This is a genomic window from Haloterrigena turkmenica DSM 5511, assembly GCF_000025325.1.
GTDB lineage: Archaea > Halobacteriota > Halobacteria > Halobacteriales > Natrialbaceae > Haloterrigena > Haloterrigena turkmenica.
Genome location: NC_013743.1, coordinates 2,909,102 through 2,928,322, shown reverse-complemented (window position 1 = coordinate 2,928,322; position 19,221 = coordinate 2,909,102). Strand labels below are relative to the sequence as shown.

The 19,221-nt window shown below is 65.3% G+C and carries 21 protein-coding genes; 6 read left to right on the top strand and 15 right to left on the bottom strand.

The features are described 5' to 3' along the window. Positions 1-55: 55 nt before the first annotated feature. A complete protein-coding gene (locus tag HTUR_RS14105) occupies positions 56-1,834 on the top strand; it encodes a nitrite/sulfite reductase (protein ID WP_012943991.1) in 1,779 nt (592 codons plus the stop codon). A 183-nt stretch (positions 1,835-2,017) separates the two neighbouring features. Continuing rightward, positions 2,018-2,302 carry a DUF6360 family protein gene (locus HTUR_RS14100; RefSeq protein WP_012943990.1) on the top strand — a complete coding sequence of 95 codons (285 nt, stop codon included), beginning with the start codon at positions 2,018-2,020 and terminating at the stop codon, positions 2,300-2,302. Between the two features lie 7 nt (positions 2,303-2,309). Here HTUR_RS14100 and rqcH read toward each other — a convergent pair whose 3' ends face one another. The 3 genes from rqcH to HTUR_RS28650 all read right to left on the bottom strand — a co-directional run bounded on the left by rqcH (position 2,310) and on the right by HTUR_RS28650 (position 5,905). Continuing rightward, positions 2,310-4,481, bottom strand: coding sequence for a ribosome rescue protein RqcH (rqcH, locus tag HTUR_RS14095; RefSeq protein ID WP_012943989.1), 2,172 nt, complete (start codon positions 4,479-4,481; stop codon positions 2,310-2,312). A 153-nt stretch (positions 4,482-4,634) separates the two neighbouring features. Continuing rightward, positions 4,635-5,486, bottom strand: coding sequence for an RNA-guided endonuclease InsQ/TnpB family protein (locus tag HTUR_RS14090; protein WP_394298174.1), 852 nt, complete (start codon positions 5,484-5,486; stop codon positions 4,635-4,637). Between the two features lie 293 nt (positions 5,487-5,779). Beyond that, a complete protein-coding gene (locus HTUR_RS28650) occupies positions 5,780-5,905 on the bottom strand; it encodes a helix-turn-helix domain-containing protein (protein WP_394298173.1) in 126 nt (41 codons plus the stop codon). 306 nt (positions 5,906-6,211) lie between these two features. Here HTUR_RS28650 and HTUR_RS14085 point away from each other — a divergent pair, with 306 nt between their 5' ends. Continuing rightward, a complete protein-coding gene (locus HTUR_RS14085) occupies positions 6,212-6,874 on the top strand; it encodes a hypothetical protein (protein WP_012943988.1) in 663 nt (220 codons plus the stop codon). A 90-nt stretch (positions 6,875-6,964) separates the two neighbouring features. After that, the gene (locus HTUR_RS14080) at positions 6,965-7,162 is read left to right on the top strand and encodes a cold-shock protein (protein WP_012943987.1); all 198 of its coding nucleotides are present in this window, start codon (positions 6,965-6,967) and stop codon (positions 7,160-7,162) included. 495 nt (positions 7,163-7,657) lie between these two features. Here HTUR_RS14080 and HTUR_RS14075 read toward each other — a convergent pair whose 3' ends face one another. From HTUR_RS14075 to HTUR_RS14050, 6 genes are all read right to left on the bottom strand, one after another. Beyond that, a complete protein-coding gene (locus HTUR_RS14075; protein WP_148225339.1) occupies positions 7,658-8,023 on the bottom strand; it encodes a DUF7344 domain-containing protein in 366 nt (121 codons plus the stop codon). Positions 8,024-8,198: 175 nt separating this feature from the next. Further along, complete coding sequence (locus tag HTUR_RS14070) at positions 8,199-8,693, bottom strand: Lrp/AsnC family transcriptional regulator (RefSeq protein ID WP_012943986.1); 495 nt, start codon at positions 8,691-8,693, stop codon at positions 8,199-8,201. 223 nt (positions 8,694-8,916) lie between these two features. Further along, positions 8,917-9,225 carry a translation initiation factor eIF-1A gene (locus HTUR_RS14065; RefSeq protein WP_081443466.1) on the bottom strand — a complete coding sequence of 103 codons (309 nt, stop codon included), beginning with the start codon at positions 9,223-9,225 and terminating at the stop codon, positions 8,917-8,919. Positions 9,226-9,324: 99 nt separating this feature from the next. Further along, positions 9,325-9,837 carry a hypothetical protein gene (locus tag HTUR_RS14060; RefSeq protein WP_012943985.1) on the bottom strand — a complete coding sequence of 171 codons (513 nt, stop codon included), beginning with the start codon at positions 9,835-9,837 and terminating at the stop codon, positions 9,325-9,327. 53 nt (positions 9,838-9,890) lie between these two features. After that, on the bottom strand, positions 9,891-11,216 hold the full coding sequence (locus tag HTUR_RS14055) for a YncE family protein (RefSeq protein ID WP_049941905.1): 1,326 nt from the start codon (positions 11,214-11,216) through the stop codon (positions 9,891-9,893). A gap of 240 nt (positions 11,217-11,456) precedes the next feature. Then, positions 11,457-12,248, bottom strand: a complete 792-nt coding sequence (locus HTUR_RS14050; RefSeq protein ID WP_012943983.1) for a fumarylacetoacetate hydrolase family protein — start codon at positions 12,246-12,248, stop codon at positions 11,457-11,459. 177 nt (positions 12,249-12,425) lie between these two features. On the opposite strand from HTUR_RS14050, the gene HTUR_RS14045 reads away from it, so the two are divergent. After that, positions 12,426-12,674, top strand: coding sequence for a hypothetical protein (locus HTUR_RS14045; protein WP_049941904.1), 249 nt, complete (start codon positions 12,426-12,428; stop codon positions 12,672-12,674). Positions 12,675-12,712: 38 nt separating this feature from the next. Here the strand turns inward: HTUR_RS14045 and HTUR_RS14040 are convergent, their stop codons facing one another. The 3 genes from HTUR_RS14040 to HTUR_RS14030 all read right to left on the bottom strand — a co-directional run bounded on the left by HTUR_RS14040 (position 12,713) and on the right by HTUR_RS14030 (position 14,882). Further along, positions 12,713-13,729 carry an amidohydrolase family protein gene (locus HTUR_RS14040; RefSeq protein ID WP_012943981.1) on the bottom strand — a complete coding sequence of 339 codons (1,017 nt, stop codon included), beginning with the start codon at positions 13,727-13,729 and terminating at the stop codon, positions 12,713-12,715. A 385-nt stretch (positions 13,730-14,114) separates the two neighbouring features. After that, the gene (locus HTUR_RS14035; RefSeq protein ID WP_012943980.1) at positions 14,115-14,327 is read right to left on the bottom strand and encodes a hypothetical protein; all 213 of its coding nucleotides are present in this window, start codon (positions 14,325-14,327) and stop codon (positions 14,115-14,117) included. A 132-nt stretch (positions 14,328-14,459) separates the two neighbouring features. Beyond that, on the bottom strand, positions 14,460-14,882 hold the full coding sequence (locus tag HTUR_RS14030; protein ID WP_012943979.1) for a hypothetical protein: 423 nt from the start codon (positions 14,880-14,882) through the stop codon (positions 14,460-14,462). Positions 14,883-15,181: 299 nt separating this feature from the next. Between HTUR_RS14030 and HTUR_RS14025 the strand changes: the two genes are divergently transcribed. Further along, entirely contained in the window at positions 15,182-15,904 is a 723-nt protein-coding gene (locus HTUR_RS14025; protein WP_012943978.1) for a ZIP family metal transporter, read from the top strand. 416 nt (positions 15,905-16,320) lie between these two features. On the opposite strand, the gene HTUR_RS14020 is transcribed toward HTUR_RS14025, so the two are convergent. The 3 genes from HTUR_RS14020 to cobT are packed head-to-tail and all read right to left on the bottom strand — an operon-like array spanning position 16,321 to position 19,221. Next, the gene (locus HTUR_RS14020) at positions 16,321-17,088 is read right to left on the bottom strand and encodes an adenosylcobinamide amidohydrolase (RefSeq protein ID WP_012943977.1); all 768 of its coding nucleotides are present in this window, start codon (positions 17,086-17,088) and stop codon (positions 16,321-16,323) included. Continuing rightward, a complete protein-coding gene (locus HTUR_RS14015) occupies positions 17,085-18,182 on the bottom strand; it encodes a pyridoxal phosphate-dependent aminotransferase (RefSeq protein WP_012943976.1) in 1,098 nt (365 codons plus the stop codon). Before HTUR_RS14015 ends, HTUR_RS14020 begins: the two co-directional genes overlap by 4 nt. Further along, the gene (gene cobT / locus HTUR_RS14010; RefSeq protein WP_012943975.1) at positions 18,172-19,221 is read right to left on the bottom strand and encodes a nicotinate mononucleotide-dependent phosphoribosyltransferase CobT; all 1,050 of its coding nucleotides are present in this window, start codon (positions 19,219-19,221) and stop codon (positions 18,172-18,174) included. Before cobT ends, HTUR_RS14015 begins: the two co-directional genes overlap by 11 nt.

Here is a 19,221-nt window from a genome sequence, read left to right as displayed (position 1 = left end):
TGAGAACTGACGACAGACGGAGGGGCTTATACGTTCCCGGTATATAACGGATTCAATGGCAAGTGATGTCGAGCAGTGGAAGGACGAACTCTACGGAACCGATATTCGCGACCAGATCGAATTCTTCGCCGAGGAGGGATGGGAGTCCATCCCCGACGACGAACACGACGCCTGGTTCGAGCGGTTCAAGTGGTACGGCCTGTACCACCAGCGAGCCGGCCAGGAATCGTATTTCATGATGCGAATCGGTCCACCGGGGGGCGTCCTCGAACCGGGCCAGTTTCGACGCATCGTCGAAATCGCGGACGAGTTCTCCCGCGGTCCCGTCGAAAATCCCGAGTTCGGCAACGGCTGGCTCGACGTAACGACTCGTCAAGCGATCCAGCTCCACTGGATCCGCCTCGAGGACGTGCCCGAGATCTTCGAGCAACTCGAGGACGTCGGTCTCTCGACGGTCCAGGCCTGTGGTGACTCCTGGCGAAACATCGTCGGCTGTCCGGTCGCCGGCAAGGACAAACACGAGCACGTCGACGCCGACTGGCTCGCAACCGAGCTTCACGACACGTTCAAAGAGAACGAGGCGCACTCGAACCTGCCGCGGAAGTGGAAGGTCTCGGTGACCGGCTGTGACGAGGGCTGCGGACAGGGCGACATCAACGACCTCGCGTTCGAGCCCGCCGAGAAGGAGATCGACGGGGAGAGCGTGACGGGCTACAACGTTCGCGTCGGCGGCGGTCTCTCGCGCAACGAGCCGCGCTTCGCGCGCAACATCGACGTCTTCGCAACGCCCGAGCAGGCCGTCGAGGTCGCCGGCGGGCTCTCCGCGCTGTTCCGCGACCACGGCGACCGCGAGGACCGCTACAACGCGCGCATCAAGTTCCTCGTCGACGAGTGGGGCCCCGACAAGGTCCGCGAAACGCTGCAGGAGGAGTACGTCGACTTCGAGCTCGAGACCGCGGGCGAGGACCTCCGCGAGTCGTACTCGTACAACGCGGGCGAGGCCGACGGCAAACACGACCACGTCGGCGTTCACGAGCAGGTTGGCGGCGACTACTACGTCGGACTGAACGTCCTCGTCGGTCGAATCGGCGTCGACGACGGCTACGCGATCGCCGACGCGGCAGAGGAACACGGCTCGGGCGAGGTACGACTCACCCAGCGTCAGAACATCATCCTCACCGACGTGGACGAGGCAAACGTGGACGACCTGCGCGCCGAGCCCGTCCTCGAGGAGTACAGTCCCAATCCCCACCCGTTCCAGCGCGGTTCGATCGCCTGTACCGGCACCGAGTTCTGTTCGCTCTCGATCGTCGAGACGAAGAACCGGCAGGTTCGCTTCGCCCGCTGGCTCAAAGCGAACGTCGAGCTTCCGGAGGGCGTCGAGGACTTCCACATCCACCTCTCCGGCTGTACCGCGTCGTGCGCCCAGCCCCAGATCGCCGACGTCTCCCTGCGCGGGATGAAGACGCGCAAGAACGGCGAACCCGTCGAGGCGCTCGACATCGGCCTCGGGGGCGGTCTCGGCGAGGAGCCCCAGTTCGCCTCGTGGGTCACCGAGCGCGTCCCCGCCGACGAGGTCCCCGGCGCGATCGCGAACCTGCTCGAGAACTTCGCCGAGGCCCGCGAGAGCGAGGCACAGAGCTTCCGGGAGTTCGTCGCCGACCGCGACGACGAGGAGCTCGCCGAACTCGTCGAGCCCGAGGAGACCAGCTACGACGACCCGTACATGCACAACACGAAGCGCACCTGGTACCCCTACGCCGAGGACGACGACCTCGACTCGAGTCCCGCTCCCGCGCGGGCCGACGGCACGCCGATCACCTCGGACGACTAACTGCGCGATCCGGATCCTCGATTTCGAAACCGTTCTTCTGTTCCGCGGTTTTTTCGTCTGATGCCAACCCGCGATAACGTGAGCCACCGGAGATGGTGTTCTCGAGTCGCTCACTGGAAGACGACGGACACTGCCTATTCGACTGTCGAGTCGCCTAAGTACGCTCGACGGCTCTCCGGAGACATGACCGATCGACTGATGAAAGTCAACGCCTACACGACGCTCGACCTCGTCGACGCCGTCGCAAAGGGTCAGGACTTCGAGAACGAGGCGTTCGCCGTCGCGAACGCGACCACCGACACGGAGAACCCAGACTGCGTCCGGTTGCAGTTCGAACTCGACAACATGACCGAAGAGCACCTCCCCGCGCATATGGAAGAGCTCGAGTTGACGCCCGATCAGGCGCGGACGCTCGCAGCCGACCTCGAGAAACACGCGGATCGCGTCGAGGACGCGAGCAACGAATAGCGAACAGTCACTCCTCGCTGATTCGACTCCCGCCCGGCGGCATGAAGTGTTGGATGCGGTCCGGACTGGCGATCTTCCGGACGAACGACTCGTCCTCGAAGCGCTCGCGGAACCGGCGGTAGAGCCGTTTGGCCGCGTCGGCCTGTGCGTACCGTCCCGGCTCGATTTCGATCGTCGTCACCGCCTGCCCCTCGATGGCCGACGGCGGACCGCCGATCACGCGCGTGTAGGGCGCACACTGGATGCCGACCGCGACGTCGACCGGCGTGTCCCGGTAGTAGGTGCGGTCGCCGCGGATCGCGAACCCGCCCTTCTCGAGGTACTCGCCGCTCTCGGGGGTCTTGGTGACCTGATCGGAGTCGACGGCGTAGACGTCGCCGGCGTAGCGGCCGTCCTTCCAGACCGACGAGTAGGAGACCGCGAACTGCGCGGCCTCCTCGATGCTCGAGTCGGGTAACTCGATGTCCGACGAGGAGGCCTCGCTGGGGTCAGTCGCCTTGAGCACGGTGACGGGGCCGCCGTGGGCCTGCGTGTGGAGGACCTTGTCGCCGGGCTCGAGGTACTTTTTCACTAACTCCTCGTTCTGGTCGGCGTTGCGCCCCCCGATCACGAGGTAGCCGTCGCTGGTGTGGAACCAGCGGAAGCGGTCGAACCACGGCTCGTTCTCGCGGATCGGAACGGAGGGTTCCGACAGCCAGTCGCGCTCCTCGCCCTCGTCGTCCTCATCGTCCTCGCCCTCGTCGGCGGCGTCCGCTTCCTCCCACCGGTCTCGGCGGGCCTTGGCTTCCCCGAGGTCCTCGCGGGTGTCCTCGATGGCCGCCAGCGCGCCCTCCTTTTTCTCCCCGACGCGCTTGGCCTCGGTGTAGAGGCGGTCGGCGTTCTGTTCGACGCCCTGCTTGGCCACGAGGTCGATGCGCTCGCCGTCGAGTTCGACGGTGACGGTCCCCTCGCTGCCGTCGACGTTGACGACGGCTTCGGCGGCCGCGATGCCGCGGTCTGCTCCTTCGGCGAAGCGCTCCTCGATCTCGTCCCAGGGTCGATCCTGGGCGCGGGCCTCCTGAACCGTCGAGAGGATGTCGTCGACCAGCCCGTACTCGGCGTACAGCAGTTCGGCCTGCTCGCGGAGGGCGTCGGCCTCCTGCTCGAACCCCTCGATCGCGCCCCGCTGTTGCTCGATGATCCGCTCGTACTTGGCGATCTCCTCCTCGAAGTCGGGTCGTTGCGTGGTCGGATCGGTTTCCTCCTCGTCGTCGGCGAGTTCGAGCCGGTAGAAGTAGTCGTCCAGCGCCGCGAGGAAGGAGTCGTACGGCTCCGAGGCCAGTTCGACGTGCTCTTCGAGCGGGAACGGCGTCGCGTCGACGACCCGGTCGGAACTCGAGTCGTCGCCGTTTTCGTCGCCCGATTCGCTCTCGTCTTCGTCGCCGTCGTCGTCCGCGACGTACAGCCGCGGATCGAAGTTCCCGTTGCGCAGGTCCAGCGCGAGTCGTTCGATGGCGCCGTAGATCCGATCGTAGACGTCCTCGTCGGCCTCGGCGATGTCCATCGCCTTCTCGACGCCGGCGCGGGTACAGATCTCCTCGGCGTAGAGGCCGCCGAAGTTGAGCTGGGTCGCCAGCGTCCGGACGACGTCCGTGTCGGAGTCTTCCATCTCGCGGTCGAACGCCTCCCGGGAGACCGTCAGCGGGTTCGTCCGACTGTCGGGGAACTCGTAGCGCGAGCCCGGCACGACGGTTCGGGACTTGAGGCGGACGGTCTCGAGGCAGTCGATCACCTCGTACTCGCCGTCGGTGACGGCGACGTTCCCCTGACCGAACAGTTCGACGATGATCCGCGTGGTGCCGTCCTCGCGCTCGAAGACGAACTCGAGGATGCGGTCGAACTCGTACTGTTCGACGCCGGCGAAATCGGCCCCGGAGAGTCGATTGCGGAGCATCATCGCGAACTGCGGCGGTCGGCCGGGCGCGTCGGGCACCCGCTCGGGGGCGACCGTGTGGGCCCGCTTGGTCTCGCCGACCTCGAGGAGGAGTTCGACGCGGCCCCGATCGAAGTCCCGCATCTTGAGCCGGACGAGATCGTCGCCGTAGAGGTAGGCCTTGTCGACCTTCGCTCCCTCGTAGGCACCGAGTTCCCCAACGAGGGCGGCGAGGTCGACGCTAGTAAGCTCCCGCTTTGGATCCATACTCCAAACTGCCCGGCGCTGTCAAAAAGGCGTGTCGCTCCGGCGCGGTCGGCTCGCGCCCTCGCTGGGTCGGGACTACTCCGCGACGCGAGCGGACGATCGCCGGTCGCCGGCGTCCCTCGAGGACGGTCGGAAAGCGTGACCTACCCCTGCCTACTCAGCCGCTGACGCGGCTTCCTTGAGGCAGGGGCTTCCTGCTTCAACGACGCGACTTGCAGACACAGAAACAGTGTCCACAGCGGTCGCAGTCTCCACAGGCATTTCTTCGGAGTGAACCACTCCTAGCTCCTCCAGACCGCGAGAAAAGATGTTCAACGCCGCGTTCCAATCCCGATCCAACTCCAAACCACACGACGGGCACGAATGCTCCCTGACCCACAGCGGCTTCTCTGTCTCTACACCACACCGACTGCACTCCTTCGTCGTTCCCGCTGGTTCAACCTCCACCACGTGACACCCGTGCTTCCGACCGTGGTGCTTGAGAACACGGATGAAGTCGCGCCACCCAACATCTGCCTTGTTCCGTGCGTTCCCATCAGCCTCGAGCATCCCTTTGATGTTGAGGTCTTCAACGAAGACGGCGTCGTACTCCGAGGTGTAGAAACGCGCAAGCTTGTGTTTGAAGTCGCGCTTCTTGTTCCGCATGTCCATATGGACTTCTGCAACGCGCTGGCGTTGCTTCTCCCAGTTGTTCGACTCGTACTCCTTGCGCGACAATGACCGTTGCTCGCGTTCGAGTTGTTCACGGTCATCGGTCAGGTTGAGGCGGTCAACTGACCGCCCGTCCGAGTCATAGATGAAGTTTAGGACACCAAGATCAATGCCTACTGTGTCCGCAGGATCGATGTCCTCAATGTCCGGTTTCTCGGGTTCCTCTTGTTCGACATCGAACGAGGCGTACCACGTACCGGTGGATTCCTGTTTGACGGAGACGTGCTTGACCTCGGCGTCGTCTGGAAGATCGCGGTGCAATCGGATCGGAATGTCGATTGTTTCACCACGCACCTTCTTGAGAATCAGTCGTCCACGGCCATCGCGACCACTCTTTTCGTCGAGTTCGAAGCCGCGTTGGCGGACGTGAAACTCTGAAATTCTCGTGGTTTCTTCCAGTTCAACCCCCCGATTTTGTGTCCGTTGTTGCGGAGTTGGGCGAGGCCGGTGATGCTGTGATAGATCCGTTCCACAGCGGCTTGCAGCACGGTGGAATACACCTTGCTCCACTCCGACCATTTCTGCTTCCAGTCGGGGAGTTCGTCGCGGACTTGCCAGACGCGTTGCCGGACAGTTTAGTCGTCTTGTTAGGGGAGTTGGTCGAGTCGGTAGAGTGCATGGTTGTAGACTTGGCGCACGGTGTTACGTTGCCAGCCCAGTAACTCTCGCTGTCTGGTGGTGGGTAAGAGCCGGAACCGTGCGCCGTAGTCCATACGCGTGTCTGCTGGTTTTTCTATGAGGTATGTTAAATTTTGGTGGTCAGGATGCTTATAATTCGTGCGGGTGCCGTATCCCCGCCCTACTCGCTCACTCCGCTACGCTCCGTTTGATCCTTGAGGACGGGGGCTTGGCACCCTTAACACAACGCTAATCCGCGCCGAGGCCCACCGTACGCGTATGTCCGACAGCGTCGACACGAGCCGTCGGGGCCGACGCCCGACCGCCGCAGCCGTTCGGCACCGCAGCGACGACCGACCCGGAACACCAGGCGGGTGCCGGCCCGCCGCCGGAGGTCGCCGATGAGTCAGCCGGGCCCCGACTCGAGCCCCGACCCCGACGACCGGCCGTGGGACGACGTCTCTCGGTTCCCCACGTTCGTCGACCACCTCGAGAACGAGGGGGCGTTCTCGGTCCGGGAGATCATCGCCAATCTGGACGTAGAGATCCCCGTCGACGGGATCGTCTACCACGACCGGGGGATCCGCGTCCCCGGCTACGACGCGACGTTCGTCCACGAGCCCTCGCGAGGCCGGCCGGCCTTTAGCCTCGAGGTGGACACGGTCGGGCCGCGAAACGCGTGGGCCGTCTTCGACGCCCAACTCGGCTGGGACCTCTACCTGCTCCGGACCGAGGGCGTGTCGGCCCTGGCTTGGGTCAGCGACGAGGAGTACAAGACCGAGGAGGCGACGCACTTTCAGACGAAACACGACGCGCTGGCCGCGGGGCGGTTCTCCTTCGGCGTCTTCTGTTACTCGGGCAGCGACTGGGACGAACGCGTCGCCCGGATCGAGGGCACGGACGCCCCCGCCTACCTCAAACGCGACGACGGCACGCCGGTGATCCCCCAGAACCCCTCGGAGTTCTACGACTACATCGGCTCGAGCGCCACCGAGTTGCGCCAGACCGGCGGCGGCGCGCCGCCCCACCTCGGAATCCTGGAACTCGAGGTCACGATCAACTGATCGAGAGCGGCGTGCCATGAGTGTCACGGCGGTCGTGGTATCACGACTCTCGGAACCCTTATCCGGGGATCGGCCCTACATTTGTTTGTAATGGCAAACGGTAACGTTGATTTCTTCAACGACACAGGCGGCTACGGTTTCATCTCGACTGAGGACGCGGACGAGGACGTTTTCTTCCACATGGAAGACGTCGGCGGCCCGGACCTGGAGGAAGGCGAGGAGATCGAATTCGACATCGAACAGGCCCCCAAGGGCCCCCGCGCGACGAACGTCGTCCGCAACAACTGATCGCGACGGCTTCGTCGCCAGCGGGCGACGCTGACTGTTGCTGTGATTTTTCGTGAGTTACGTGCTGAGCCGTCGCTCCGTGCGTTCGGTAGCGCGACCGATACGGAATCGGCCAGCGCCGACTCGAGATCCATATCAGTAGAGCTGAGAGTGGGTTCCTCTCAGTAGTCGGTGATACGGTTTATTACCCCAGTTAGGGTTCAAAATCCGCGTTCAGTAGAGGGAGTGGATGTACCGTTCAGGACAGCGCTATTCTGCCTCGGCCAGCGCTGGAACTCGATTGACGGTTGTCTCGCAGGTCGAACAACTGCCTTTGTCAATAGCGATGTAGACCGTTTCACAGTCTGGGCAGTGAAACAACGACGACCGTGAAACGTATTGCTGCGTTGTCACTGGATCGTCTATCGGTTCCCCTTCGTCCTCGAGTCGCTGGAACTTCCTCCGAACAGACACTGCCCACTTGGCGATGGAGTTCATAGTTGATCGCATCCAGCGTTAGCTGCTCCTCATCGTCTGAAGATGTGCCCACAACTCGTCAGTCTGATTCGCAAGTGCAACGCTTCGTTCCGTATCGTCGTATTTGATGAGTGCTGCTTCGGCCATCTTCGGAAGGTGATTGTGAACAAGAGATATTTCGATAGTAGTTCGATCGTCACCTGAGCGGTCAGAGAGTGGTTGTTGGGCTTCCCACGTTGCGAGTTTCGTTGCCAATTCCCCAACGGAAACTGGCATTTGACTGGCCTGTAGTGAGTAGAGCAGAACTCGGCGGCGTTGATTGGACAGTACGTCAAAGAGCTTGTCTTGCTGATCGCCGCCCGCGTCGAACTCCGACACGTCTGTTTCCGAGACTCGATTTGCCATGTCTACCTAGAGTGCAGTGGCAGGGATAAGTGTTGCCTGACAAATATATAATCTATGCGATATCCCGTGATTCTCGCCCTGTCATTTGCGGTTGCCACAGCGTCCGGTGTGGCTCCCCCAACTACAGCCAGTGTAATTGTGGATTTCACACCCCCTGGGCGACCACGATAAGTGGTCACTCATCCTGATCGTTATCCTTCCCACTGTACGGATCGGTAAAGAAGAAATGGTTGAACGGCTGCACCCGGCGTTGGCGCAGGATTTCTGAACTCTCGATCGAGAGGCCGAGGTTGTGCATTGCGTCGGTAATACGGACGGTATCAGCGGTACCGGTCCCGACGGCCTCGACGTACAGGTTACGACGGCCGGTCAATGTTTCCCGAACGTCCACAACCCCACGGATGTCGAGTATTTGTTCGACTATCTCTGACCGTTCCGTCGGCGGTGCTGAACAGACGAATAGGACCTGGAGTGGGAGACTCGCCCTCTCGTAGTCGAGTTTCGGGTGATAGCCTTCGATAATCCCGTCTGCTTCGAGTTCCGCGATTCGATTCCGTACAGTACTGGCAGACACATCGACTTTATCGGCGATCTCTTGAGCCGTCCGATTCCGCGCATCGAGCTGGAGTTCATGCAGGATACCTCTATCCACGTTATCCAGTTCCACCATACCTGCTTCTCCGAGAGCCACACTCATAGGTTCACGGCGTGAGTCGCACCGTCAGTAGTACCGACTCAACAGCGACAATGGCATCTCATATAGTGGTCACGAATCTATCAAATGGAGAGGAGGAGTTGTTCACTATTATCCGTAACAGGTACTCGACGCGAACGCCGTCGCTCGAGGACGATGTCAGTCGGCGAGAAATGCGGTCAGTTCGAGTTACCGAGGTTCAATCGATGTGGCCTTCGCGACGCAGTTGATCTGCGTCTTGGCTGGTGTAGCGCCATTCGATCGTCGCCTTCTCGTCCTGCCAGTCCCAGGGTTCGGCGACGACGATGTCGTCTTGTTCGATCCACGTGCGGTACTTCATCCGACCGGGGATGCGGCCGAGGCGCTCCTCGCCGTCGGCACAGCGCAGTTGCACGTGGTTGCCACCGAGATGTTCAGTCACGACGGCGAATACTTCATCGTTGTTGGGCATACGGAGGTTCCGGCGCCCGGATTCTTCTGTCACAACCCTACTACGTGCGGGAGACATTTAAAGGATTGGAGAGCCGTGGTAACACCTGGCTCGATACTGACAGTACGCGCAGTCGACATACGCTCTGTTCGACAGTCGTGCTCGGCGACCGGCGGGCTACAGTTCTCGATCCGAATCCGGGTTCTCGAGTTCCCACAGCAGTTCCGGAAGGAACGCCTCGAGGTTCTCGATGACCTTCCGCTCGCTGACGTTCAGCCCCTCGCAGTGCTCGTGGGCCGAGTCGCGGATGTCGACGTGGAGGTCGCCGTCCTCGAGGAAGACGGCCAGCGGGAAGACCGAACACCGAGTTGGTTTCCAGTCCTCCTCCAAGTGGAGGGTACAGAGGCCGTCGTCCCGGAGGAAGGCGCAGGCGCAGCCGTCGTCGTCGACGTGGTCGTCCCGACCCTTCTCCTCGCGAGTGACGAACTTCTCGCCGCGGAAGTCCGTCGTCGTCTCGGCGAGGTTGGCCCGCTGGGCCAACTCGAGGAGATCCTTGTCGTAGAGGAGCACGCCGTGGTGACAACACCAGGTGCAGTCCTCGACGCACTCGAAGGTAAGCTCCGGATCGAACTCGACGACGACCTCGCGGTCGGGGTAGACCTCGACGCGTCGCGTGACGTCGGCACTCACGTCCGAGCGCAGGGGACGCCGGCAGAAGTGCCTTTCTCCTCGGCGGTCGGACGTCAGCCGCAGTAACAGTTATCGTCCGGGCAGTACGTCGCCTCCCGCTCGCCGAACTCGAGGCCGAGCGCGGCGAGCGAGCCCCGCAGTCGACGGCTCGTACTCGTCTCCGGCCGAACCGTGCCGCCGACGGCTCCGGTCGGTGATTCGCCGGTGTCGACCGTCGCGACGACGTCACGCTCGGCGCGGTCGATGACGGCGACGTGGTTGGCCGTCTGAACGGGAACGTACAGCTTCTCTCGGCGCGGACCCCAGGCGCCCGAGATTGCGCTCCCGCCGACGTCGAGCTCCCCGTCGATCGTCCCGTCCTCGAGGGCGAGGACGGTCACGCTGTCCGCTTCGGGTGTAAAGAGATAGCCCGCCTCGCCGTCCGGATCGATCTCGCTGGTGATCGGCGCCGCCGGGAGGCCGTCGTCCCGCGTGATCCGCTCGAGTTCCGCGGGATCGTCCGGCGTCGAGATGTCCCAAATGCTCTCGGATCCCTCTCGCGGCACCGCCGGGTCGGGGCCGAGCGTCCCCTCGCCGTTTTCGACCAGCAGCAGGTCGCCGGCGAACGAGGCCGTGGCCATGAACGACAGGACGTTCCCGTCACCGACGGGATCGCCGACGTCGATCTCGGCCGCGGTCTCGAACGGCTCGACGCCGACGACCCTGAGCGTCTCGTCGGCGATCTCGGGGACGTACGCGTACTCGCCCGACGGCTCGAGCGTCACGTCACACGGGCCGGTGTGGCCGGTCCGGATCTCGCCGGTCACCTCGCCGAAGGTATCGCTGTCGCGGTCGGCGTCGATCCGAACGATCACGTGGTCATCGGGGTCGTCGGGATCGGGATCGAGCGTCGTCGTTCCGCCCGCGGCCACCAGCAGGTGCTCCTCGTTCGGCGTCAGATTCGGATAGCTCGGCTCGAACCCGGTCTCGACGCGGGCGACCGCCTCGAGCGTGTGGGCGTCGAGGGCTTTCACACCGCCGTTGACATTGAGCCAGAGGGTATCGTACGTCGAATCCGCGCCGGTCCCGTACTGGTTGGCCGGGAACGACGCGGTGGTGTCGACGTGTGCGGTCTCGAGCGCCTCGTCGGTCTCGGCGTCGATGACGGTGACCGTTCGGTCGCCGTTGTTGAACGCGTAGACCGTGGGGGCGCGCTGGTCATCGCCGTCGCTCCCGCCGACACAGCCGGCCAGTGCGGCGGTCGCACCGGCACCGGCGGCGGCCGACGACCGCATGAGCCGTCGGCGGTCGATCCCCTCGGCGAACGGATCTCGCTGGTTCGGAGGACTCGAGCGCGGGCGGCCGCCGTCCGGCGTCAGTGAGTCTTCAGGCGAATCCATACTGATGTACTGAAGGGGCTCGAACGAGCGGCGAGTCTCCGCCGGTTCGAACCGTCGCTTCGCTACCGGAGAGACGGGCTCGGGGAGCAAAAAAGGGAATGCCGGTCTGACGCCGTCGTTACACGACCGACAACCGAAACGGTCGGCGGTCGCGGCGGCAGTCACTCGATGCCGGTCCCTTTCGACGCTTCCGACACCTCCGTTATCGAACGCGGTCGGCCCCGCCGTCGAGCCAACGCCTCAGTGGAGCCCGACGCCGCGTCGCTTCCCCTCGTTCGCTCGCTCGCGTCCGCGCTCGCCGTCCGCGTCGACGACCGCGTTTCGGAGCGTCCCGACGCCCTCGTAGGTGGTCTCGACGGCGCCGCCGGCTTCGACCGATCCGGGAGCCGCGGGGCTGCCGAGCGAGACGACGTCGCCGGAACGGAGGGTGACCCGGCGGGAGAGCGACGAGACGATCTCGGCGGGGGCGAACGGCAGCGATTCGACGGTCGCCTCCCGGCGACGCTCGCCGGAGACGTCGAACCGCATGCCGACGCCGATCGGGTCGACCGCGGTTTCGATCCACGGGCCAAGCGAGCCAGAGCCGTCGAACGCGTCCCGGGCGGTGTGACCGTTCGAGTCGACCGCGACGAGGTCGTTTCGGATCGTGTATCCGCGGACGACGTCCGGAACCTCGTCTTCGGAGACGTTCCGACAGCGCTCGTCGATGACGGCCGCGAGTTCGCCGACGGCCACGAGTTTGCCGGCGACGAGTTCGTCGGCGACGTCGGGAGCCGGAACGGGCGTCCGGTGGCCGACCAGCGGTGCCGGGGGCTCGGCGACGAAGTCGAATGCGTCTACGCGTTCCCGGGTCGACTGGTCGTCGGTGGCCGCGAGGTCGCCGTCGATGCGGTACAGCGCCGAGGGGTCACAGGGCGACAGGAAATCGGGATCGACGCCGACGTCGTAAGCGCCGTCGTCGGCGTGGAGAACGCCGTCTTCGTACCGTCCGGCGACCGGTCCGTCGTCGGTCGCGATCCGCGCGAGTTTCATTACCGCTCGTCGCGGTTCCGGAAGGGTAGTGGTGTCGATTCCGTCGTCCGCCGTTCGGAACCGTACGAGCGATTCACGGACTGACTCGAGGGGTGGTACCACCCTACGACGCTCGAGGCCCGGACACAGGCACATGGAGGGCCGACGTATACCCCGATCCCTCGGAAACGGATGGATATGTGCGCTAACCTCACCGTCGACGAGGAAGGGAAACGAGTCGTCAACACGAACGGCAAGGAGATCGGCGTCATCGACGAGGTCGGTGCGGGGGTCGCGTACGTCGAACCCGGGGCGGAGATGAGCGACTCGATCAAGTCACGCCTCCACCGCGACCGGGACGTCGCCGACGGCATGGAGCGGTTCCGACTCGACGAGGACCACATCGACGATATTACCGGTAACGAAGTTCGGCTCCAGCGGTTCTAAGTGAGCGACTTCCGGACGATCGCCGGGCGCTCGAGCGTTCATCCCTCGTCCAGCAGTCCCTCGAGGTTCCGGTAGCGAACGTTCGCCCACGCCTCGGCCGGGAGATCGAACCGATCGAACAGTCCGAGCTGCGCGGTCTCGTGGCCCGGGTAGAGGTAGTCCGTCCCGAAGAGGAGCTGGTCGTGATGGGTCTCGAGGAACGCCTGCCCGTATTCGGGATCCCGAGTCAGCCCGGTCCAGCCGGAGAGGCCCGAAATATCGCCGTAAACGTTGTCGTACCTGGCGAGGAGCTCCGGGACTCGGCCGCCGGGTTCGACCGGCCGGTCCGGATACCGACCCATGTCCGACTCCACGACGTCCGCGGAGATGTGGGCCCACCAACCGTGGGCGTGGCCGACGAAATCGACGTCGGGGAACGACGCCAGCACGTCCTCGAAGCGCGGCAGGCCGACCGCGTCGAGCATCGCCTTGTCGTCGAGGTGGAGGACCACCGGAAGTCCGTGGTCGGCACACAGTTCGTACAGCCGCTCGTGTCGGGCGTCGTCGACCGGCAACCCGGCCTTCAGTTCGCCGAAGCCCCGCGCGCCCCGCTCGACGTAGCGCTCGAGCAGGTTCGTGACGGCCGAGAAGTCCTCCTCGTAGACCAGCGTCCGCGGATCGACCGTACAGAAGGGGACGAGCCGGTCGGGGTAGGCGGCGACCTGCTCGAGGATCCACCAGCTCGGCGCCTGAACCGGATAGCTCTCGGGCGAATCGAGCGCCAGCACGACCGCGCGGTCGATCCCGACCGCGTCCATCCACGACACCAGGTCGTCCGCGTGCAGGGGCTCCCTGTCGAGGGTCTCCGCGGGGATCAGGTGGGTGTGCGCGTCGAACAGCGGCTGGTCGGTGACGGCTCCCTCCTGGCTCGATTGCACGCTCGGCTCCGTCCCGGCCGTCGCACTCGTCCCCGCGCCGGCGGCGCCGAGGAGTCCGGCGCCCGCCCTCGAGAGCACGCACCGCCGGGACGCGCTCGTCGTCGATCGCTCCTGTCCGCTCGCTCGCGCTCGAGTCATGCGACCTTCTCCCACGATCCGGACAAAAACGGTACGGGGGACCGATCAGCCGGCCGACCGGTCGCGGCGGCAGTTCGTCTCGAGGCGGCCGAGACGGACGCGATTGATGCCGGTATTGATGCGGCGAAAAACCGACCGGATATGGAACTGTTCGTCGGCGAGCCGGACGCGCGTCCCGAGACCCTCGCCGCGTGGGTCCCGAATCCGGCCCCGTTAGTCTATCGGCCCCAATCCCGATCGCAATCCCAATCTCGAGTTCTCGTAGCGTGTGACGGGTTCCGCCGAAACGTGACAGGCGTTCCGGCGGAGCGCGTGACAGGGGAACCGTCGGCGTCTGACAGGGACGCCGACGGAGCGTGTGCGTGTGCGAATTCAGCTACCGACGTTACTCCTCGATGACGAGGTACGTTCGATCGAGGCGGTGCTCGAGCGAGACGTCGTCGGTGTCGACACTCGATTCGACGAACTCCTCGATGCCGGCGGCGTGGAGATCGGTGACGTCGATGCGACGCCGCTGGGGATCGGCGTCCAGCGTGGTACCCTCCTGTTTGTTGATCGGCTCGGGTCGGTCATCGGTTCGGTCGACGATCAGCACCATACGTATCGATGAGACGGAGTGTACGTTAAACCGATCCACCCGGAGTGAAAGTGAAAGTACAGGACAGCGGCGGTGTAACGTCGAAATTCGGAAATCGTCCCTCGAGACGACGTAATGGCGCAGTTCGCCGACTTAGCCGAGTCGCTTGACGTCGACGCGGTGCGGTCCCGCGTCGGTGTCGATCGCGACCGCGTCGACGATCGCCTCGCGGACCCGCGCCTGCCACTCCTCGACGGCGTCGGCGTGACGCTTGCGGATTTCGTCGGTTTCGTCCGACGGCGCGTCCTCGAGTCGGGCCTCGAGGTCGGGGTAGTCGGCGACGACGTCGTCCGCGATGACGTCCTCGGGCGGGACGTGGACGGCTCCGGTCAGTTCGGTGTCGTCGCGCCGGTAGACGTGGATTCGCGCCCGCATCCGGCCGTGGAACGGCGGTGTCACCCGGAGCACGGCTGCACCAGGGTTCTCCTGCGTGTACGCGTAGGCGTTGGCCACGTCTTCGGCTGACAGCGCGATCGACTGGATCGCTGTCGGATCGTCCTCATTGTCCCCCACCATTGGCCGTTCGTTGGACTCGAGACGGGTAAAAGGTGTATATTGGGCCGGACTCAGTGGTTTCGAAACGGGCTCGAGGGTCGTCTGGTACGTCTCAGCTGACTCGCTCACTCAACGCGAACCGAGCGCCACGCTATCGCCTCGAATTACGTAGGCGTCTGATTTCGATTCCGCCGACGAGAAGACCGACGACGTATCAGAATCGCTCTACGGTGCTGAGTTCCGTTTCTGGTATCGGATACGGTATCTCCAGGTGTCGTGGAAATAGCATTCAACTGTATCGAGACGCAAGTGGTAGTCAGATGGCTGGTACCCTGGTTCAGGCGCTTTCGTACACGATGTTGGCGGTCGTCGCCGCGCTCGTCGGAGGACTCGCGGCTGTCTACCGTACGCCGGGACCGCAAATGGAGAGTAACGTCCAGCACTTCGCGGCCGGCGTCGTGTTCGCCGCTGTCGCCGCCGAACTCCTCCCGGACGTCCATACGCGGGCTCCGACCGTGGTCGTCGTTGGATTCGCGATCGGTGTCGCCACCATGCTCGGCATCCATCGACTCAGCAAGTACGTCGAAAAGCGGGGCATCGGCGGAAAGATGGCGGGTGCCGCTGGTCTGCTGATCACCGTGAGTATCGACATGCTGATCGACGGCGTTCTGATCGGCGTGGCGTTCTTGGCGGAGGCGGCCACGGGAGTTCTCATCGCAGTGGCGCTCGCGATCGAGGTCCTCTTTCTCGGCGTGACCGGCGTCATCGCGCTCCCGGAGGAGACGAGCACGCCGAAGAAACTGGCCGTCCCCGCTGGGTTCGGGATTCTACTGTTGAGCGGAGTGACCGCTGGCGTCCTCCTGTTCGACGGCGTTACGGGCGCTCCGATCGCGCTCGTGCTCGCGTTCGGGTCTGCCGCCCTCCTCTATCTGGTGACCGAGGAACTCCTCGTCAAAGCTCAGAAGGTACCGGAAACGCCGACGTCGACGACGTTGTTCTTCGTCGGATTTCTCCTCATCTTCCTCCTCGACATGCTACACTGAGGGACTGCTGAGAGTCGAAAGATCGGATACACCGTATTCGAGGAGACGCTTTGCGTCTTCCAGACGTCACTCGCTGCGTCTGCTCACGAGCCGTGCGCGGCGTCCTCAGAAGGGCGATGCACTTCTGATGGGCTCGAGAATCGCGAAGCGATTCTCGACCGCTGCGCGTCGTGAATTCGAGGCGGTGAACCCCTCTCGTACGGCCCGTCCGCATGGGAGGCGAGACCTTCGGTCTCGCGCGCTTCGGAGCGTGGCTCACGCGTCGTTCGCCACGGTCCGGCGCGCACCAGAGCGAGCGGTTCGTCGGTCTATCGGTTCGTCGGTCTGTAGTAGAAGGGGGGATCGTCTCGAGCAACGGTCCACTGGGACGGACCACGTCCGAAGGAGTGCGAGAGACGGTATCGCTCGAGAATCGGCTATCGGTCCTCGAGCGACGGCCGAACCACCTCGGCCCGGACATCCGTCGAGACGCCGTAGGTTGCGTCCGCGACCGATTCGGGCGGGTCCTCGTCGCGGTCCGCGTAGTGGGACCGCAGCGACGCACGGACGGCCTCGCGAACGCAGGCTCGAGTCGCCCCTCCGATGTCGGTGCCGCTGCCGGAGAATTCGGCCCGCTCGCCGGACGGATCGTGGCCGACGACGACGGCGTCCGTCGTGGTGCCCGGAACGCCGGTCTCGGCGAGCAGCGTCGCGGCTTTGGCCTCCGCGGCGACGGCGATCAAGTTCGCCAGCGCGCCGGGGGCGAGCGCCCGCGTCGTGCCGACGACGATATTGACGGTGCCCCGGCCCGGTGTCGTGTCGCCATCCCCGGTCGTCGAGTCGGGCTCGACGGTACTCGAGTCCGAGTCGCTCTCCGGATCCATCGGCAGCGCGGCCGGGTTCGAGACCCCGGCGGTCGCGTAGGCGGTCACGGAGCCCCATCGCGCGCCGCGAGCGTCGACCTGCTCGACGCCGGTCAGCAGGGTCGGCCCGTCGGCGTCGAATCCCGCGCGCTCGAGGCGCTCGTCGACGTACGCTGCGAGATCAGTCCGTTCCCAGCCGTCAGGGACGGAGACGTTGTAGGCGCAGTCGGCGGTTCGGCGGCCGCCGTTCCATCCGGTCGAGAGCCACACCGTCCCCGGGCGAGCCACCCGGAGGACGCCGTCTCGACGCACGGCCTCGTACGCGGGATCAGTCGCGGTCATCTCCGGCGGCGGTCATCCTCGGCGTCGGTGGTCTCGCGCTCGCCACTCGAGTTGTCGGATCCCGGTCCGTCGGCGACGCCGAGGGCCGCGAGCAGCCGATCGTTCGCCTCGCGGTCCTTGACGGCGACGCGGACGTGCGAGTCGAGGTCGCGGAAGGTCCGCGCGTCGCGGATCGCGACGCCGTCCGCGCGGGCCGCGGCGATCACGCTGTCGACGTCTCGCTCGCCGACGTCACACAGCAGGTAGGGCGCGTCCGACGACCGGACGTTGAACCGCGAGGCGAGCGCCTCGCGCATTCGCTCGCGCTCGCTGGCGACCCGCTCTCGCGTCTCACGCACGAACGCGTCCTGTCGAAGGCAGTACGCGCCCACTCGAGCCGCCGGCGTGCCCAGCGACCAGGCGCGCCGGGCCGTCTCGAGGGCCTCGCGCCGTTCGCCCGTCGCGACCGCGAACCCGGCCCGCAGCCCCGGCAAACCGAACAGTTTGGTCAGCGAGCGGGCGACGATCACGTCCGCGGACTCGAGGCGGGCGGCCGACGGCAGGTCGGTAAACCCCAGAAAGGCCTCGTCGACTAGCAGCGTCGTTCCGGCGGCCTCGCAGCGAGCCGCGAAGTCGGCCAGCGCGTCGGGATCGGCCGCGTCGCCCGTCGGATTGTTCGGGGTGCAGACGATCGCCAGCGCGCAGTCCTCGAGCGCGTCATCGTCTGCCGCCAGGATCTCGTCGTGCGGAACGAACCGCGGCGAGGCCCCCTGCAGGCGGACTTCGCGCGCGTACTCGCCGAAACTCGGGAACGGGACCAGCGCCTCGTCGCCGGGCTCGAGGGTTATCTCCAGCGCCAGCCGAATCGCGGCCAGTCCGCCGGGCGTCGGAATCACCCGATCGGGAGCACAGTCGACGAACTCTCCCGCGGCGGCCCGGAACTCGGGATACTCATCGTCCGGATAGCGACGGGAGTCCTCGAGGGCGTCCGCGTAGACCTCCCCGACGCCGTCAGGCGCGTACGGGTTGGTATTCGCCGAGAAATCGAGGACGTTCCGGTCGGTCTCACCGCCGTGGGGCACGCGCGCTCCGGTGCGTACCGCGTCAGGGTCCACTGTCACCCTCCGTCTCCGGGTTCGTCTCCGCCTCCGGATCCGAGCCCGGTCCCCCGTCGGCGTCGATACCGAGCCGGTCGCAGATCGCCTCGAGTCGATCGAGCACGTCGTCCATCCGGCCGTCGGGGACCAGCGAGAGCGCACCGCCCATCGCGACGCCCTCCTTGGCCTCGCCGGCGCAGTAGCGGTCCATAGCGACGTGATCGCGCGCGTCGAAGCCGGGATCCGTGACGGTCAGTTCGCAGTTCAGCCGGTAGCAGGCCTCGCCGAGCCGGTCGCCCTGCTCGTCTTCGACGAACGAGGTCGTCGCGATCGACAGCGGCTCGTCGACGTCGGCGTGGCGCAGGGCCGTCGCGACGGCCACCATCTGGGTGCCGCCGGCCAGCGTCACGTCGGTGCCCGACTCGAGCGCGCCGGCCGCGATACCGGCCACCGTCGCCTGAACCGGGTCGCCGACGGCGCGGATGGCCGCGAGCGGATCGTCCTCGCAGTCGCCGGCCACGAGGTCGCTCGCAGCGAGGGCCTCGTCGACGACCCGCCGTTTGCGCTCGATCGGGTTCTGCGGGAGCGAGGACGAGACGCCGGTCGGTTCGCCCAGCGCGGTGAGCACGCCCAGCGCGGTCGTCGTGCCGCCCGGCACGGTCTCGCCGATCAGGAGGTCGTCGGGGAGGCTCGAACCGAACGAGCGGGCGCGGTCGAAGATCGCGTCCGCGCCGGGAACGGCCTCGGCTGCGCGGACGTCGGCGCCGGGTTCGATCCCGAGGTCGACCGTCGGCGCGCCCGTCGGCTGGGCGAGGCCGGCGTCGACCACGGTCGTATCGAAGCCGACGACCTCTCGGACGGCCCGGGTCACCGCGGCCGGCGTCGGACAGCCGTTCGGGCTCACCGGCGTGACGGGGGTCGTCGTCGGCCTCCCGTACTCGAGGATTTCGACGTCCGCGGATGGGGTGTGTTCCATCAGCTCCGGGGCGGCCCCGGCGGCGCTGATGCCGTCGATCAGTGCCGTCTCGGTCGTCCCGGCGGGGAGGATCACGCGCAT

Bases quoted from the DNA above. Each gene is read 5' to 3' on its own strand.
- HTUR_RS14105 (WP_012943991.1), top strand. From the start codon at position 56: ATGGCAAGTGATGTCGAGCAGTGGAAGGACGAACTCTACGGAACCGAT.
- HTUR_RS14100 (WP_012943990.1), top strand. From the start codon at position 2,018: ATGACCGATCGACTGATGAAAGTCAACGCCTACACGACGCTCGACCTC.
- rqcH (WP_012943989.1), bottom strand. From the start codon at position 4,481: ATGGATCCAAAGCGGGAGCTTACTAGCGTCGACCTCGCCGCCCTCGTT.
- HTUR_RS28650 (WP_394298173.1), bottom strand. From the start codon at position 5,905: ATGGACTACGGCGCACGGTTCCGGCTCTTACCCACCACCAGACAGCGA.
- HTUR_RS14085 (WP_012943988.1), top strand. From the start codon at position 6,212: ATGAGTCAGCCGGGCCCCGACTCGAGCCCCGACCCCGACGACCGGCCG.
- HTUR_RS14080 (WP_012943987.1), top strand. From the start codon at position 6,965: ATGGCAAACGGTAACGTTGATTTCTTCAACGACACAGGCGGCTACGGT.
- HTUR_RS14075 (WP_148225339.1), bottom strand. From the start codon at position 8,023: ATGGCAAATCGAGTCTCGGAAACAGACGTGTCGGAGTTCGACGCGGGC.
- HTUR_RS14070 (WP_012943986.1), bottom strand. From the start codon at position 8,693: ATGGTGGAACTGGATAACGTGGATAGAGGTATCCTGCATGAACTCCAG.
- HTUR_RS14065 (WP_081443466.1), bottom strand. From the start codon at position 9,225: ATGTCTCCCGCACGTAGTAGGGTTGTGACAGAAGAATCCGGGCGCCGG.
- HTUR_RS14055 (WP_049941905.1), bottom strand. From the start codon at position 11,216: ATGGATTCGCCTGAAGACTCACTGACGCCGGACGGCGGCCGCCCGCGC.
- HTUR_RS14050 (WP_012943983.1), bottom strand. From the start codon at position 12,248: ATGAAACTCGCGCGGATCGCGACCGACGACGGACCGGTCGCCGGACGG.
- HTUR_RS14045 (WP_049941904.1), top strand. From the start codon at position 12,426: ATGTGCGCTAACCTCACCGTCGACGAGGAAGGGAAACGAGTCGTCAAC.
- HTUR_RS14040 (WP_012943981.1), bottom strand. From the start codon at position 13,729: ATGACTCGAGCGCGAGCGAGCGGACAGGAGCGATCGACGACGAGCGCG.
- HTUR_RS14035 (WP_012943980.1), bottom strand. From the start codon at position 14,327: ATGGTGCTGATCGTCGACCGAACCGATGACCGACCCGAGCCGATCAAC.
- HTUR_RS14030 (WP_012943979.1), bottom strand. From the start codon at position 14,882: ATGGTGGGGGACAATGAGGACGATCCGACAGCGATCCAGTCGATCGCG.
- HTUR_RS14025 (WP_012943978.1), top strand. From the start codon at position 15,182: ATGGCTGGTACCCTGGTTCAGGCGCTTTCGTACACGATGTTGGCGGTC.
- HTUR_RS14020 (WP_012943977.1), bottom strand. From the start codon at position 17,088: ATGACCGCGACTGATCCCGCGTACGAGGCCGTGCGTCGAGACGGCGTC.
- cobT (WP_012943975.1), bottom strand. From the start codon at position 19,221: ATGCGCGTGATCCTCCCCGCCGGGACGACCGAGACGGCACTGATCGAC.